This window comes from Limnothrix sp. FACHB-406, from assembly GCF_014698235.1.
Classification (GTDB): domain Bacteria; phylum Cyanobacteriota; class Cyanobacteriia; order CACIAM-69d; family CACIAM-69d; genus CACIAM-69d.
Map to the genome: position 1 here is coordinate 70,943 of NZ_JACJSP010000021.1, position 13,991 is coordinate 84,933.

Annotated in this window: 12 protein-coding genes and 1 pseudogene; 3 read left to right on the plus strand and 10 right to left on the minus strand. The window is 54.9% G+C overall.

All coding sequences use genetic code 11. The annotated features are described in order from the left end of the window. Nucleotides 1-76 precede the first annotated feature (76 nt). The 3 genes from H6G53_RS16390 (at nt 77) to H6G53_RS16400 (ending at nt 2,233) form a co-directional block, all read left to right on the plus strand. The gene (locus H6G53_RS16390) at nt 77-679 is read left to right on the plus strand and encodes a pentapeptide repeat-containing protein (protein ID WP_242030775.1); all 603 of its coding nucleotides are present in this window, start codon (nt 77-79) and stop codon (nt 677-679) included. 96 nt (nt 680-775) lie between these two features. Further along, nucleotides 776-1,015: a Nif11-like leader peptide family natural product precursor gene (locus H6G53_RS16395; protein WP_099532175.1), complete on the plus strand. Its 240-nt coding sequence runs from the start codon at nt 776-778 to the stop codon at nt 1,013-1,015. Between the two features lie 123 nt (nt 1,016-1,138). Beyond that, nucleotides 1,139-2,233, plus strand: a complete 1,095-nt coding sequence (locus H6G53_RS16400) for a DUF1611 domain-containing protein (protein WP_190534783.1) — start codon at nt 1,139-1,141, stop codon at nt 2,231-2,233. Nucleotides 2,234-2,287: 54 nt separating this feature from the next. On the opposite strand, the gene hpsU is transcribed toward H6G53_RS16400, so the two are convergent. From hpsU to H6G53_RS16450, 10 genes and pseudogenes are all read right to left on the minus strand, one after another. Beyond that, nucleotides 2,288-2,953 carry a hormogonium polysaccharide biosynthesis acetyltransferase HpsU gene (gene hpsU / locus H6G53_RS16405; RefSeq protein ID WP_190534787.1) on the minus strand — a complete coding sequence of 222 codons (666 nt, stop codon included), beginning with the start codon at nt 2,951-2,953 and terminating at the stop codon, nt 2,288-2,290. Between the two features lie 10 nt (nt 2,954-2,963). Continuing rightward, complete coding sequence (locus H6G53_RS16410) at nt 2,964-3,929, minus strand: glycosyltransferase family 2 protein (RefSeq protein WP_099532178.1); 966 nt, start codon at nt 3,927-3,929, stop codon at nt 2,964-2,966. A gap of 127 nt (nt 3,930-4,056) precedes the next feature. Then, complete coding sequence (locus tag H6G53_RS16415; protein ID WP_190534789.1) at nt 4,057-5,154, minus strand: glycosyltransferase family 2 protein; 1,098 nt, start codon at nt 5,152-5,154, stop codon at nt 4,057-4,059. 199 nt (nt 5,155-5,353) lie between these two features. Further along, a complete protein-coding gene (locus H6G53_RS16420) occupies nt 5,354-6,559 on the minus strand; it encodes a glycosyltransferase (RefSeq protein WP_099532180.1) in 1,206 nt (401 codons plus the stop codon). 729 nt (nt 6,560-7,288) lie between these two features. Then, nucleotides 7,289-8,977: an iron uptake porin gene (locus tag H6G53_RS16425; RefSeq protein WP_190534792.1), complete on the minus strand. Its 1,689-nt coding sequence runs from the start codon at nt 8,975-8,977 to the stop codon at nt 7,289-7,291. A gap of 317 nt (nt 8,978-9,294) precedes the next feature. Next, entirely contained in the window at nt 9,295-10,383 is a 1,089-nt protein-coding gene (locus H6G53_RS16430; protein ID WP_199291642.1) for a serine protease, read from the minus strand. A gap of 208 nt (nt 10,384-10,591) precedes the next feature. Continuing rightward, the gene (gene kaiC, locus H6G53_RS16435; protein WP_099532182.1) at nt 10,592-12,106 is read right to left on the minus strand and encodes a circadian clock protein KaiC; all 1,515 of its coding nucleotides are present in this window, start codon (nt 12,104-12,106) and stop codon (nt 10,592-10,594) included. Between the two features lie 271 nt (nt 12,107-12,377). Beyond that, on the minus strand, nt 12,378-12,521 hold the full coding sequence (locus H6G53_RS16440) for a hypothetical protein (protein ID WP_190527080.1): 144 nt from the start codon (nt 12,519-12,521) through the stop codon (nt 12,378-12,380). Between the two features lie 25 nt (nt 12,522-12,546). Further along, nucleotides 12,547-12,861, minus strand: a complete 315-nt coding sequence (gene kaiB / locus H6G53_RS16445; RefSeq protein ID WP_099532183.1) for a circadian clock protein KaiB — start codon at nt 12,859-12,861, stop codon at nt 12,547-12,549. An 819-nt stretch (nt 12,862-13,680) separates the two neighbouring features. Beyond that, a pseudogene (locus H6G53_RS16450) lies at nt 13,681-13,857 on the minus strand (circadian clock protein KaiA); the annotation flags it as partial. Nucleotides 13,858-13,991: the final 134 nt, after the last annotated feature.

Consider the following 13,991-nt stretch of genomic DNA (forward strand, 5'->3'; position numbering starts at 1 on the left):
TTGATTTTGGTCGTTGTGAATAATTCATGAAAGGCAGAATCTTGTACATAGAGATTGAACTTGGGAGTTTTCAGTGATGTTAAAAATTCCTGTGCAAATGACGCAAGCCGACAGAACTCAGCCTAGAAATCTTGATGCTCATCCCGATCGAGTCAGGGCGATCGCCCCTGCAATTCGTCGGGCTTGGCGGCGATGGGTTGTACTGCCACTGCTGGCATTGAGTTTGGGGCTAACCTTGCTGGCTAGTTGGTGTGGATTGGCGGAACCCGCTTGGGCAGAAAATTACAACCGATTCTCGTTGGTGGGTGCAGACTTTTCCAATCAGGATCTCCGCGATGATGACTTCACCAAAGCCAATCTGCGGGAAGCAAACTTTCATAACGCTAATCTTGAAGGGGTTCGCTTCTTTGCCGCAAACTTAGAATCAGCAGATTTGAGCGGTGCAAACTTACGAAATTCCACCCTTGATTCAGCCCGGTTAGTCAATGCAAATTTGACCAACGCGGTGTTAGAAGGAGCCTTCGCCGCCAGCATTAATATTCCCGGTGTCAAAATCACGGGAGCGGACTTTACCGATGTGTTGTTGCGATCGGACACCTTAGACAAGCTTTGTGCGGTGGCGGATGGGGTGAATCCAGTGACGGGCCGGGCCACGCGCGACACGTTGTTTTGTCCCTAAGGTTTTTCTCTCGGGTCTTTCCCTCGGGTGGTTTCCAAAGGTGTGTTCCAGAGGCCTCAAGGGTCATCCATTTTGGTGTCTTTTCGGTGCTGAGTTATGTCTATCGACAATGCCGATCGCTTCTTAATTGCCGCTGCCCAAAGCGAACAAATTCGACAATATTTCAAGTCTGTGAAAACGCCCCAAGAATTTGCCGATGTGGCCTGTCGGTTGGGCTATGAATTTAGCCCTGAGGATTTGAAAATGGCCGTTGCAGAACATAGCCAAAATGTGACCCAACGAAGACATACGGGCGTGTGGGAATGGTTGCGCACCGTGCCCTGGATTGAACGCTAGCGATCGACTTTTGCTGTAGCTCAAACCCAGCAAATGACTCAATTCAACATGCTGGTTTAGAAAAACCAAGCCAGTAGACCAGTTCAGTAAACCAGTCCAAGCATCCGTAGTTGAGAAATATCAATGGACTTTCTGAATCCGCGCTTGGCGGGGCGACGGGTAGGGGTTTTGTTGCATGAGGGACTGCGGGGCCCACGGGGCAAAACGGGGCTCGCCTTCTTGCGCTACAGCGCGGCGGAGGTGGTGGCGGTGATCGATCGCGATGCGGCCGGTGCCAGTCTGGTTGCTTTAACGGGGATCGATCGCCCGGTTCCCGTGGTGGCCAGTGCGCAGGAGGCGATCGCCCTAGGGGTCGATACGTTGCTGATTGGGATTGCGCCTTCAGGGGGAATTTTGCCGATCGAATGGGAAACGGAACTGAAGGAGGCGCTGCGGGCTGGGGTTTCCCTGGTGAATGGTCTGCATCGTCCCCTCAGTCAAGCGCCCGATTGGGTGGCTTGCCAACAGCCGGGGCAATGGATTTGGGATGTGCGGGTGGAACCAACGGGCCTGACGATCGGGTCGGGGTTGGCGCGGTTGCTGCCGGGGGTGCGGGTTTTAACCGTGGGTACAGATATGGCGATCGGGAAGATGTCCACCACCTTGGAGCTGTGCCGAGCAGCCCGCCGCCAGGGCCGACAAGCGCATTTTGTGGGCACGGGTCAAGCGGGGTTGATGATTGCCGGGCAGGGGGTGGCCCTGGATGCGGTGCGGGTGGATTTTGCGGCGGGGGCGGTGGAGCGGGCCCTGTTGCAGGCGGCCCAAGACGCGGGGGGCTTAGGTGAGGGGGATCTGTTGGCGATCGAGGGCCAGGGATCGTTGCTGCACCCGGGATCAACGGCCACCTTGCCGTTGTTGCGGGGATCGCAGCCCACCCATTTAATTTTGGTGCATCGGGCTGGTCAAGCTCATTTGCGAGATTTGCCCCATTGCCCGATTCCGCCATTACCGGACGTGGTGGCCCTTTACGAAGCGGTGGCACGAGCAGCCGGAACCTATGCAGCAGCGCCTGTAGCAGCGATCGCCCTAAACACGGCTCACCTGTCGGATGCGGAAGCAAGGGCCGAGTGCGATCGGGTGGCGGCCTTGACCGATCGCCCCTGTGCGGATCCGGTGCGTTACGGGGCAGAATTACTGCTGGCTTCGATGGGTGTTGATTCGTTCAATCAGCAAACTTGATCTGCTGGGTGATTGGGTATCGATTGATATTGATTAATCTCAATTAATCAGTGCCTATTGGGATGGAACTGTGGAGGATGACTGGTCCCGATCGAGCGATCGCGCTCGCTGAGGCTTGCAAGGATTTCCCCAAGCGATTGATCGAGCGGGAATATTCATCAGCACTGTGCTTCTTGCGCCGATGATGCTGTTTGCGCCAATGCTCACGCCGGGAGCCACAAAACAGTCCGTTGCGACCCAAGTGCCATTACCAATCACCACCGGTTCCACCAACAACCCAAAGGCGCGATCTCGAATGTCATGACTGCCGGTGCAAAGATAACTGCCTTGGGAAATGATGCAGTGGGAACCCACTTCAATGCGATCGAGACTGTAGAACGTGACCTGATCGCCAACCCAAGACCAATCACCAATTTTTACTTTCCAAGGATAGGTAAATCGAGCGCTCGATCGAATCACCACACGCTTACCAATCTTTGCCCCAAAACAACGCAATAACCAACAGCGAAACCCATTGGCCGGGTGGGGAGAGAGGGGAAACAAAGTACCTTGAATGAACCACCACAACAAAATAAACCAGCCGGGCCGCCCCCGATCGAACCAAGATTGATCATAGCGACTGAGATCAAACCAAGCTGGCTCATCGGTCACCACAGGATTTACCCGATCGTGGTGGGCATAGGATTGGGTTGCCCGCTCAAAATTATGGGGCACAGTCATAGGCGATGCCTCAGGAATGGATTGACGACGAAGCCGATCGGGGACTGGATTTGGGTTTTTGCTGTTGGTTTAACTGCCCGCCCGACTTGCGCAATTCATAGAGCTTAACCCCAATTTGAAACTCATACTGACTCAGCAACCGGCCATACACATAACCGGGATAACCATCCAAAAATCCCAACCGAATAATATAAAACAGCACAAATCGAATGAAGGGTTTCATGGGCAACCGTACCCACAGCCGCTTCAGGGCCCGCTTCCGTTCCACGGCATTTCCAAACAGATTGCCCTTCAAGGTTCCGTCTTTGCCGCGCCCTTCTAATAGGTTTAAATAGACCTGGGCTTCCCAATTGGAATAGCGATTGTGGCGAGCTAGCCATTGGTAAATATCCCGGAAGTCAATATGCAGCATGTCTTCCTTGAGATAGCCCACTTGGCCATGGCTTGGGTTGATCAAAACATGCTCATGAACCTCGTTGTCTCCCGTGTTGCGAATTTCTTCGGTTCCCAGGTTTTCGTAGCGCCCCGATTGATGCTTAAACAGTCGCAGATTCCAATCGGGATATTTACCCCCATAGCGAATCCATTTCCCTAGGAAAAAGACGCGGCGGTTGAGATAGTAGCCTGCAAAACCGGGACGGGCGATCGCCTCAGCAATTTCGTCCCATAGCTCCGGGGTAATTCGCTCATCACAATCCACAATCAAAACCCATTCATTCCGAAAGGGCAGATTTTCCAGCGACCAATTTTTCTTTTTGGGCCAACGACCGTTGAACTGAAATTGCACGATGGTTGCGCCGTAGCTTTCGCAAATCTCAACGCTGCGATCGTCGCTTTGGGAATCCACCACAAAAATTTCGTCGGCCCGAGCCACGCTTTCGAGACAGGCGGGCAGGTTGGCCTCTTCGTTTTTGGCCGGAATGAGCACGGAAACGGGAACCGTGTTGCTGGTGATTTGTTGCGGATGAATGGTCATGCTGAAGGGGGGTGAGACAGCAGCGGATGGCGGAGACAGGGGGAATTTAGCGAAAAACGAAGCCGAATCGAGCGAATTTTAGGAGTGATTGGGAACGGGAACATCGACGATGATCACGGGGCCAAGCCTATAATGCCTGACGACCCATGAGGGTGCGAAGAATGGCCCACAGGTAGCCCAACTGACCATAGGCATAGACCAGGTTGTCGAAACGAATGGCAGGATCCCGCCAGTGGCGGAGGGCTTTCCAGAGGCCCCGCAGGAACCGATCGCCCGCCAAGCCAAACTGACGCAAACCCGCCCGCCCGGCCAGTTGTTCGCGATAGCACTCGCTGATTCCTTGCCACCAGGCGCGATTTAAAAACCACCGGGGACTCAATCGCTCTGGGGCAACGTTGTGGGCGGCGTGGGCGGCGGGAATGTAGCCCACTTGCCAGTTCAGCTCGATCGCCCGTTCGGTCATCATTAGTTCTTCGTTCGACAGCAGTTTTTTCCCCACGCGCCCTAGGCTGGGGTCAAAACCGCCCACCCGATCGAGAAAAGACCGACGAATTGCATAATTCAAGCCGCGCGGTGTTTGTCCCGGATTGTGAATGATGATCGGCTGGTCGCCCAAATCATAGGCTCCCAAGGGTTCAGTCATGCCATCGGAAAGCCAGCGCGGGCGCGATCGCCCCGGGGGCCACAGCAGGGTAACGCGCCCCCCGGCAATGGCCAGGCGATCGTTTTGGGCAAATGCTTCGTAGAGCATCCGCAACCATTGGGGGCTGGCCTCTGCGTCGTCGTCCAAATAGGCGAGCAAATGACTGCGGGCGGCTTTGGCTCCGGCATTGCGGGCCACAGACAAGCCTGTGATCGATTCGTAAACGTAGCGCAAGCGGGGGTGAATCAGGCGTGCTTCCACCACTTCCCGCGTGCGATCGGTGGAAGCATTGTCCACCACCACAATTTCGTAGGGGAGCGTTGCACCGCAATCTTGGCTCAGCAGACTATCGATCGCCCCGCCCAGATATTCCGCTCGATTGTGGGTGCAAATGATCGCAGAAATTAAGGGTTCCCGCGCGTTGGTTTCTGGGCCTGGGAACTCGGAAGTTTGGGCGTTTGGAGTGGGTGAGTCTGGTGTTGCTGAGTTTGGAGTTTGGCTGGCTGGAGTTTGGTTAGCTGGAGTTGGAGTTTCTGAAGCTGGCGACTCAGTGGGGAGAGGTTCCGGGGATAAAGCGCCCATAGCACAACATTGGGGAATCGAAAGATTGGGAAAATCGAGGGCTTGAAGATCGAAAAATTGGGCGAATCCAGGGTTCAGAGATTTCGGAGATTTAGGAATTGGGCGATCGAAATGGGGCGATCAGGCGATCAAGAGATTGCGAGATTGAGAATGGGGCGATCGAAAATTGCGAGATTGAGAATTCGAGGTTTCCCTGAACCTAGGGTTTGCGAGGGCCGCGTTGTGGACTGCGGTTCAGGAGCTGGTGCAGGCGATCGCGAAAGGCATCCACCCCAAACAGGCCAAGGGCCTCTTGCCGCAGCCATGCCCCATCACAACGGCGATCGCCCCTGGTCGTCAAGGCAGCAATGGCGGCGCGGGCCACGGCCTCCGAATCCCGGTGGGGAACCCGCCACCCTAATCGACCATCCTGCAAGGGGTCGGCGGAACCGTCGTCATCGCCGGAAATGACCGGTACGCCCGTGGCCATGGCTTCCAGATAAGCAATGCCAAATCCCTCTTGGGAGGGCATGACGTAGAGGTCGGCGGCTCGGTAAAAGTCCGGCAGGGCCTCCGTGGGCACAAAACCCGCAAACACGACCCGATCGCCCACGCCCATCTCGCAGGCCAGGGCTTCTAATCGCGGGCGATCTTCGCCGCGACCAATCACCAGATATTTCACGTTGGGCACGGCTCGGGCAATCAGTGGCAGGGCCCGAATGGTCACATCCACCCCTTTGTAGCGATCGCCCGGCCAGAGCCGCGCCACGGTCATCAGCACTTTGCAATCGGCTAGGCCATACTGCGTCAACAGTTCTGGCGGTTTGGGCCCCGGCCGAAACACCGTGCCATCCACCGGACAGGGCATCAGATCCACCCGATCGGGATTGAGCTGGTTGGCCTGACTGGCGCGATCGCGGGAATAGCGACTAACAATCCAAAGGGCATCGGCCCGCTGCAAGGCCCGGCGAGCCGGAGGCGAGAGGGGATCCCAAACTTCCTTGCCGTGGGTCAGCACGGTGTAGGGAATGCGCCGAATCTGGCAAATCCAGGCGATCGCCTGAACAAGGTTGATGTGGCCACAAAACACTTGGCGCGGTGGCGCAATCCACAGATTCCAGGCCAGGCTGGCCAGCATTTGCAACCGCCCGATCGCCCGGGACTTGGCCCCACCAAAACAGTTAAATTCCAAACGCCCTTCCCCGATCGGGGGTTTAGCCATGGGGCGATCGCGCAAAATCCAGGCCCGGCCGCGGCGGTTCGGTTCCGCCACACAGGCGTAGGCCGTCAACAAATTTTGGTTATAGGTTTGGATGCCGCCCTCGTTGTCGAACACCTCAAGGAAAACGAATGCATCCCACTGACTGCCCCGCGCCGATCGAGACCGTGGCTTAGCCGAAATGGGTTTTGATGGAACGTGCTGCATGACGAATCAACCACCCAGAATCCTACTCACGACTCGATCGCTCAATGGCATAGCTAATGCAGAACTCAATGAATGCATGGCCCCACAGTGCATGGCTTGAAAAGGCATGACCCCACAATAGTTGGTCATATTGAGTGACCACATAATGTGTGACCGTGACTCCAGTAATGTGCGACTCAAATTATGCGCGACCCAAATTATGCGCGACACAACCTAGTGGCGCGGCTGCCTTAATTTCTTGGGTCAAAGTTGCGGAGCCAGTCGCGGTAACAAGGGGCTTAAGCCCCTTGCTGCCTAACGATCTGGTGACGGTAACAGTCATTTGATTTGACCTATCAAAATAAGCTTGGCACGCTACTAGGGTGTGGCCCAAATGGCGCACGATTGAGCATGTGATCATGCATGACTAAGCGACGGAACTGGATGATTAGCCCCGGTCACTGAACCTGTTAACGGTAGTCTGCATTTCCAATGTCTCCGATTCCGCTCGGGACTGCCACTGCTGGTGGTGTTGTTTGTGGTTCTGTGGGCCTGTGCTAGGGAAATTGAATCGGGATTGCACCTGAATGAATCTGCCGATCTCAACTGTCCCCTATCAATTTACCCAGGGTTTTTCCGTGGGAATCCGGTTAATTTGCATACCTATACGCAGGCCCGTAACCCAAGGCTGGGCGGTTGCCCGATTCTGAGGCGATGCTTGAACGGGCCTGACCAAGACGACTTAAATAATCAGAATCGAAATGTGGTGCGGATAGTTCCCACCACGATCGCCCCGCGATCGGCCTCATGTTCCGCTTGGGTGACCACGAAAACACCGGGGGTGATGGAAATTCGATCGCCCACCTTAAACCGATAGAAGGTTTCCAGGTGCATTCCCTGGCCCGAATCATCTTCCACATCGCCCGTGCCTTTCACCAAGCGCAGGGGCTGACCCACCAAAAAGGCCCAAAGATCGCCCTCGCGGCCAAAGGGATCTGACCAGGCTAAGGACACCGCATAGGTGTTGGACAAGGCCGTGGCTTCCCGATCAATGTAATTGGTCCAAACCCAGCCTCCCCAGGCCGCCAGGGTGAGAGCTTCCGAGAGCCGCCATTGCAATGTGCCGCTGAGGCCGTGGATTTGGGCCGGGGAATCGAGCTTGCCGGACAGGTCGGCGTTGAGGCTGCCGGTGAAGGTGTTGAGATAGCCCCGATCGTCGTAGGCGTTGATGTAGGCGATGCCCGTGAGCAAGGTGGCCGCCGGTTTGGTCAGCAGTTGCACTCCCCAAGCGCTGCGATCGCTCCCAAAGATGCCCTGATCCGATCGAGCGCTGTTGCCTGCGCCGTAGGCAAATTGCAGCCGCCCCCGCTCCCATAGCAGCCAATCTGCCCCCACACCCCCATCCAGGGCCGCCAGCTTAAACAGGGGGCTGCCTTCCGCGAACCGAGAAATGGCCCCGCGGCCGGTGTCAAAAAAGGGCGAGTTGGCCGTGAGGACGCTGCTGAGGTCAAAGCCGACGGGCCGCAGGGTCAAAACCACCCGATCGCCCCAGGCCGCAAATCGATAATCCAACAGGTCTAACTGGATGTTGTTGTCCAAATCCGTTTGGAACGAAAGGCGGGCCATATCCGTGCCCAAGGATTGGCGACTGGCATAGCCGTTGTTGCCCAGGTTGCCCGTGGCCAGTTGCAGCCGCAGCCGATCCTTCCCCGTGAAGGAGGTGACAAATTGCAAGCGGGTCAAGTGGGCAAAGGTGGCGGGATTTTCGTTATCACCGGGCGGATTGTCGCCCGCGGCCGCCGACAGACCAAAAATCGTTTCGCCCCCCATCAACAGGGTGGGGCTAAAGCGCTGACTTTCCAGGCGGGTGGTGGTGGCTTCCAGGCGGTTGACTCGTCCCGTGAGCTGCTCCAGTTCCGATCGAAATTCCGTTTGCAGGCTGCTCAGGGCGGCCAGGTCGTCCCGTTGCACTGCGGCATCGGTGGCTCGATCGAGCTGGGTTTGAATCGCCTCTAAGCAAGCGGCTAAACCAGCGGCAAACTCAAACCGGCCCAGGGGCCGATCGCCTCGAAACAGTCCATCGGGATAGCCCGCCAAACAGCCGTAGCGCTCCACCAGGGATTGCAGGGCCTGGAATGCCCAATCGGTGGGTTGCACATCGCTGAGGGCAGAAACGGAGGTGACCTGGGCTTGGGCGGGGATCTCGGCTTCGGGGGCGCTCAGCTCAGTTCCCACAGGTTCGATCGGTTCCAGGGTTTGGGCCGCAACTCCGCTGGCTCCCGCCACCAGTCCCACCAGCACTCCCAAGGCTCCCAATAGGGATGATCCCAAGGCCGATCCCACCATGGCCCTGAACAGGAATCCAGTAACCCACCGGTTCCCGTCTGCCCGTTGCGATCGCCCTGAAGAGGTGATGGCCCCGATCAAGTGTTCATGCACTGGGTGTTCATGCACTGGGTGTTCATGCCTTGATGGATGCCCTGATTGATGCCTTGATGGATGCCCTAATGGGTGCATGTTGGGCTGCGGAATGGCCGTCGCCGCCTTGGTTTCCGCTTCTGAATCTGTTTCTGCTGCTAACGCTGCTGCTGCCGTCATCCTGCCCAGACTCCCTTTACACACCACAGGCAGATCGCCCCTGCTGCAATCCCTAATCAACCGTTGATTAACCCCAGGGGCTTTCACTCGGGTATGGATTTCGGATCGAAACTATCACAGGCCCATTCCTTCAGGACGATTTCGCGCGGAAGTTGAGCCTAGAAAGGTCGATCGCAAGGATCACCTAACAGCACGCTGCCGCACCCCCCCGAAGGTTGATCGCGCAGGAGTGATCGCACATCAAAGGTAAACGCCGCGTAGATGTCCTCCACCGTGTCTGCCTTGGGCTTTTGAGCCAAGCCGCGTGCAATCAACTGCTCATCCACGGGCGGATCCTCATAGGCCAACACGATGCGGGCCGCCTCCGCAGCACTCAGAAAATGTACCGTTTGCATCCCACAGCTCGCATCGGTGTTTCCTTCCAAGGCTTGACCGAGCGATCGCCCCAAATCATTTCCCGAAGCATCCACCCCCAGCAACCCTTGGTTGCAACCATTGGAGTCACCCCGACCGCGGCCGTGAATCCCCACCAACTCCCCATCCCCATTCAGCACCGGGCCGCCGCTCATTCCCCGCCGAGTCAGGTTGTCGTAGAGCACGCTATAGCCCCCATCGCTTAAGGGACTGGGGGAAATGGCCACCAAGGCCCCAGAGCTGGAAATCCGTTCACGGCGGGCGCTGTCGTCCTCGGGATTGGGCCAGCCAGACACCACCACCCGATCGCCCCGCCCCATCCGCCGGGAATTGCCCATCACCGCCACGGGATAATCCAGATTGCTGGTGAAACGCACCAGGGCCAAATCCATCCCCGCGATCGCGGAACCCATTTCATCCTGTTCATTGCCCAGGGGAATGATATTGCTCGGATCACTTTCGTCATCAATGAAATGCACCTCACCATCGCTGGTGCGCACCCCATAGACCGTGCCCCGCGTCCGCACCACATGCAGCGCCGTTAGGGCGTAGTAGGTTTGCCCCTCCCGGGCCACCAGCACCCCCGACCCCGGATTCCATTCCTGGCGCTGTTCAATGTCTCCCTTTTGCAGCCCCTGGGCAATCACCACCGTGACTTGCGAGGCGATCGCATCCACCTGATCCAACGTCAACGCCTGCACAGCCCAAGCGGGAATCGTGGCCACAATCATCGCCGCCCCCACCCACAGCCACCAACGAACACAGCGATGGTGCAACCACCGCCGCCCTTGCTGGGTCAGTGTGACAAACAGTGATGCGATAAAGCAGCCCATAATTCGGCTCAGTCATCTAGAGCCTCTTTCCCCCCTAGGCTACAGGAGTCAGGAGTCTGGCAAAAAGTTTCAGGTTGCCAGATCTTGCCCTACATTCGTCTGCTTAATTCCGTTTAATTCCGTGAATCCTGATGCTTAATCCTGTTGACTCTGAGTTGAACTCTGTTAATTCTGAGTGAGTCTCGTCCTGAATTGATTAGTCTATTGCTTAGTCCGTGGACTTTTCCTGAACCCCGCGCATAATCCGCGACAGTTCCGTTTTTTCGTCCACGCTGACCCGCGAAGGGGAACCGCTGATGATTTTTTCGTAGTTGCGGAACGAGTCGCGAATTTCTGGGCCGTTGCGGCTGATGGTGTATTCGCGAATGCCCTTATCGTGTTCCGAGCCTCGCATTTTGAACACGTTAATGGCCCGGCACATTTCCCCACGAATTTCCACATACTGCAACATCAAAATGGTGTCGGTGATGGTGGAAATATGGGAATCGGTGATGGCGTGGGATCCCATAAACTGGTCGGTGGTGTTCGTGAAGAAACCGGTGATTTCTTCTTGCTTGGCGAAGCCCGTCACCCCAATCACGAATTGGCGGAAAGCGTTGTTGCTGACCCCCCGCGCCAGGGCCGAAAGGGAGTCGATCGCGATGCGGGAGGGTTTAAACTCAGCAATTTCAGACTTGATGATCTGCAAGTGATCTTCCAAGCCCGCTGACTCCGGATAGGCGCAGAGAATTTTGAGCAACCCACGGCTTTCCAAATCCTCAAAATCAATGCCCCAGGAATAGGCGTTTCGAGAGAGTTGGGCCCGCGATTCTTCGTAGGCAAAGAGGATGGCACGTTCGCCATTTTGGCAAGCGTCTTCAATGAATTTACTAACCAGCAGGGTTTTGCCCGTACCGGTTGCGCCTGTGGCCAAAATAATCGAATCCTTGAAGAAGCCGCCGCCACACATGGAGTCGAGGGTGAGCACCCCGGACGATACCCGCGCGTTGGACGATCGCTGAGTGAGGCGCATGGCCCCCAGCGGGAAAATGCTAATTCCTTGGTTGGTGATGGTGAAGGGATATTCTCCCTTCATGTGGGTTGTGCCCCGCAGCTTCAGAATTTCGATCGTGCGGCGACGGCGTTCCCCCTCCAGCACGTTGCGGACGATCGCCACGTTATCCGACACAAATTCCTCAACCCCAAACCGCGCCACGGGGCCATATTCCCGCTCTCGCTCTGTGGTCATGATGGTGGTCACGCCCACTTGCTTCAGGCGGGCCACCAATCGAAAAATTTCCCGACGCACCACCGAAGCCGCGTCATACTGCTGAAAAACGGCGGTGATTGAGTCGATCGAAACCCGCTTGGCCTTGTATTTCCGGATGGCGTATTGAATGCGCTCAATCAGGGCTGACAGGTCAAAATTGCCAACAATATCTTGCCCTTCTGGATCCGGAGAAGCATCCAAAATAAACAGCTTTCCCGAATCGACCAACTGTTGCAAATTCCAACCAAAACTGCCCGCGTTCTTGATAATGTCGGCGGGCGATTCCTCAAAGGTGACAAAGATGCCCGGCTCGTCAAAATAAACAATTCCGTTATAAAGAAACTGGATCGCAATTAGCGTTTTCCCAGTACCAGATGTTCCGCTTACGAGTGTTGCTCGACCGACAGGCAGCCCGCCATGGCTAATGTCGTCAAAGCCCTCAATCATCGTCCGAATTTTTTGAACACCGGTCATAGTGATATCTGTTTATATCTGTTTCCTAAGGAATCAACGCTATCGGAGTAGCCAGTCATTCAGCCATCAGTGCCAAGGAAATGCCAGGGAATGGAAAGCCAGGGAATGGGAATGGTGTCTGAGGATTGGGGCCCCTAACCCGATCGGGCATGGCCCCTGGGGGTTAACCATCACCAAGGGGCAGATCCAGATTGCCAAATGGAGAGGCTCAATTGCCGAGCATGATACCGAGCACAATGCTAAACGCAACAGGGATCGAACCTGATTGGGGCTAGATGGGGCAGTCGATCGGGGTGTGGGGCCCGCGATCGCGGCACACCGATGCAACCGATGCACCGGAGCGAACCCACCCGCCGGGCATTTGGGGGTTGGTTTTGCCGTTCCCGATCGCCTCGGAGTCTAAACAGCATCCCACGATCCATCGCAAAACCCTACTGATTCTAGTATTCAGCCTCATCATCCGCCAATTCTTCATAGAGCAGGTCGAGACCAATCAACACCCGCTCGCGATCGGACAAATCGCCAATAATTTTCCGCACTGGCGGGGGCAGAATTTTTGCAAGGGTTGGGGTGGCTAAAATCTTATCCTCCTCAGCAAGTTGGGGATTTTTTAGCACATCGATGACCTTCAGCGCATAAACCCCTTGAAACTCATCTTCCAAAATATTCTTCAGGGTTTTCAGGGCACGGACTGAATGGGGAGTATTTCCTGCTACGTATAACTTGAGAACGTAGGTTTTTTTGAGGGGACTCATAAGCAATACAACGAGTTGAGTTTAGGAAGTTCTGTCCACGGGAATTTGGGTAAATACAAGACCCGTTGAGAATGCAAGGTCACCGGAGTCCCTAAAACCGGAATCAGATCCATGCCAATCACAGGACTCTCCCCAAGGGCTGGGGAAAACTTACTCCCAATCTGTTATCGAGCAGACCACGCTCCAGTCATCATCCTCAAAATTCAGTTCATCAATGGCAGTCTGATGGCAGCTTGATGGTAGTTTGGTCGAAATATGCCGAAATCTTCTGTTGACAGCTTGTACTTACTGGTCAAATTGACTCTTGAACCGGATAGGGTCACCTGCACTCAGAACGTGAGAAGGAACGCGAAAATGGCTCGATGCCAACTGCGACGACAACGATTGACCGGGAGAAACCAGAAAAATCAAAGCATTAATCTTAGAACTTCTGGAGCAGCTCTTGGCCAACTTGTAAACGAACAATAGCCCAAAGATCATGGAACTTGATTTTATTTAATATAATAACCCGATTGTCAAATGGTAATCAGAAAATATTCTTAAGTTTCCTGATTTGAATCAATTAATCTATGAAGCCTTCATTCTTGACGAAGATCAATGATAATTTGATTAAAAAATGACGTAAAAATTATTTCTGAGCGTGATCTAAAAGCAGTAATTTAAAAATGAATTACAAGAGTGATTGCAAGTGGCTAGCCGCGTTTTCGCCCTTTGCCCAAAATTGTTTGATGATTGTTCGATGCACAGATCTATTAATTCGCATAATTTGATTCGCATAATTCGCAAGCGCTGTGTTGTTAGATGATCAATTAGGGCCCATCACTCGCGAGGGATGGAGCGTCGGTACATCTCGCACAGGTGGGCAATGATATCAATGAGCGTGAGCCGATAGTCTAGAAGAATTTCTTCACTGCGTCCTTCCAGCTTGAGTTGAGTGGCAAGGGCATCCATCAACTCCATGTGAATTTCTACAATTTGAGAAACAGACATATCCGCAGAAGTGTTGAATCTAAACACAAAACTTCATATTCTAGGCAACAAGAGTTTCTGGCAGTAAATCATAGCTCCAATGACTGATTGAGCCATAGCGACCGAGTACAACTTGCAAATATCGCAATTTATCTAGTAGC

Coding starts and splice junctions, on each gene's coding strand:
- H6G53_RS16410 (WP_099532178.1), bottom strand. CDS start 3,929: ATGACCATTCATCCGCAACAAATCACCAGCAACACGGTTCCCGTTTCC.
- H6G53_RS16430 (WP_199291642.1), bottom strand. CDS start 10,383: ATGGGCTGCTTTATCGCATCACTGTTTGTCACACTGACCCAGCAAGGG.
- kaiC (WP_099532182.1), bottom strand. CDS start 12,106: ATGACCGGTGTTCAAAAAATTCGGACGATGATTGAGGGCTTTGACGAC.
- H6G53_RS16395 (WP_099532175.1), top strand. CDS start 776: ATGTCTATCGACAATGCCGATCGCTTCTTAATTGCCGCTGCCCAAAGC.
- H6G53_RS16420 (WP_099532180.1), bottom strand. CDS start 6,559: ATGCAGCACGTTCCATCAAAACCCATTTCGGCTAAGCCACGGTCTCGA.
- kaiB (WP_099532183.1), bottom strand. CDS start 12,861: ATGAGTCCCCTCAAAAAAACCTACGTTCTCAAGTTATACGTAGCAGGA.
- H6G53_RS16415 (WP_190534789.1), bottom strand. CDS start 5,154: ATGGGCGCTTTATCCCCGGAACCTCTCCCCACTGAGTCGCCAGCTTCA.
- hpsU (WP_190534787.1), bottom strand. CDS start 2,953: ATGACTGTGCCCCATAATTTTGAGCGGGCAACCCAATCCTATGCCCAC.
- H6G53_RS16390 (WP_242030775.1), top strand. CDS start 77: ATGTTAAAAATTCCTGTGCAAATGACGCAAGCCGACAGAACTCAGCCT.
- H6G53_RS16400 (WP_190534783.1), top strand. CDS start 1,139: ATGGACTTTCTGAATCCGCGCTTGGCGGGGCGACGGGTAGGGGTTTTG.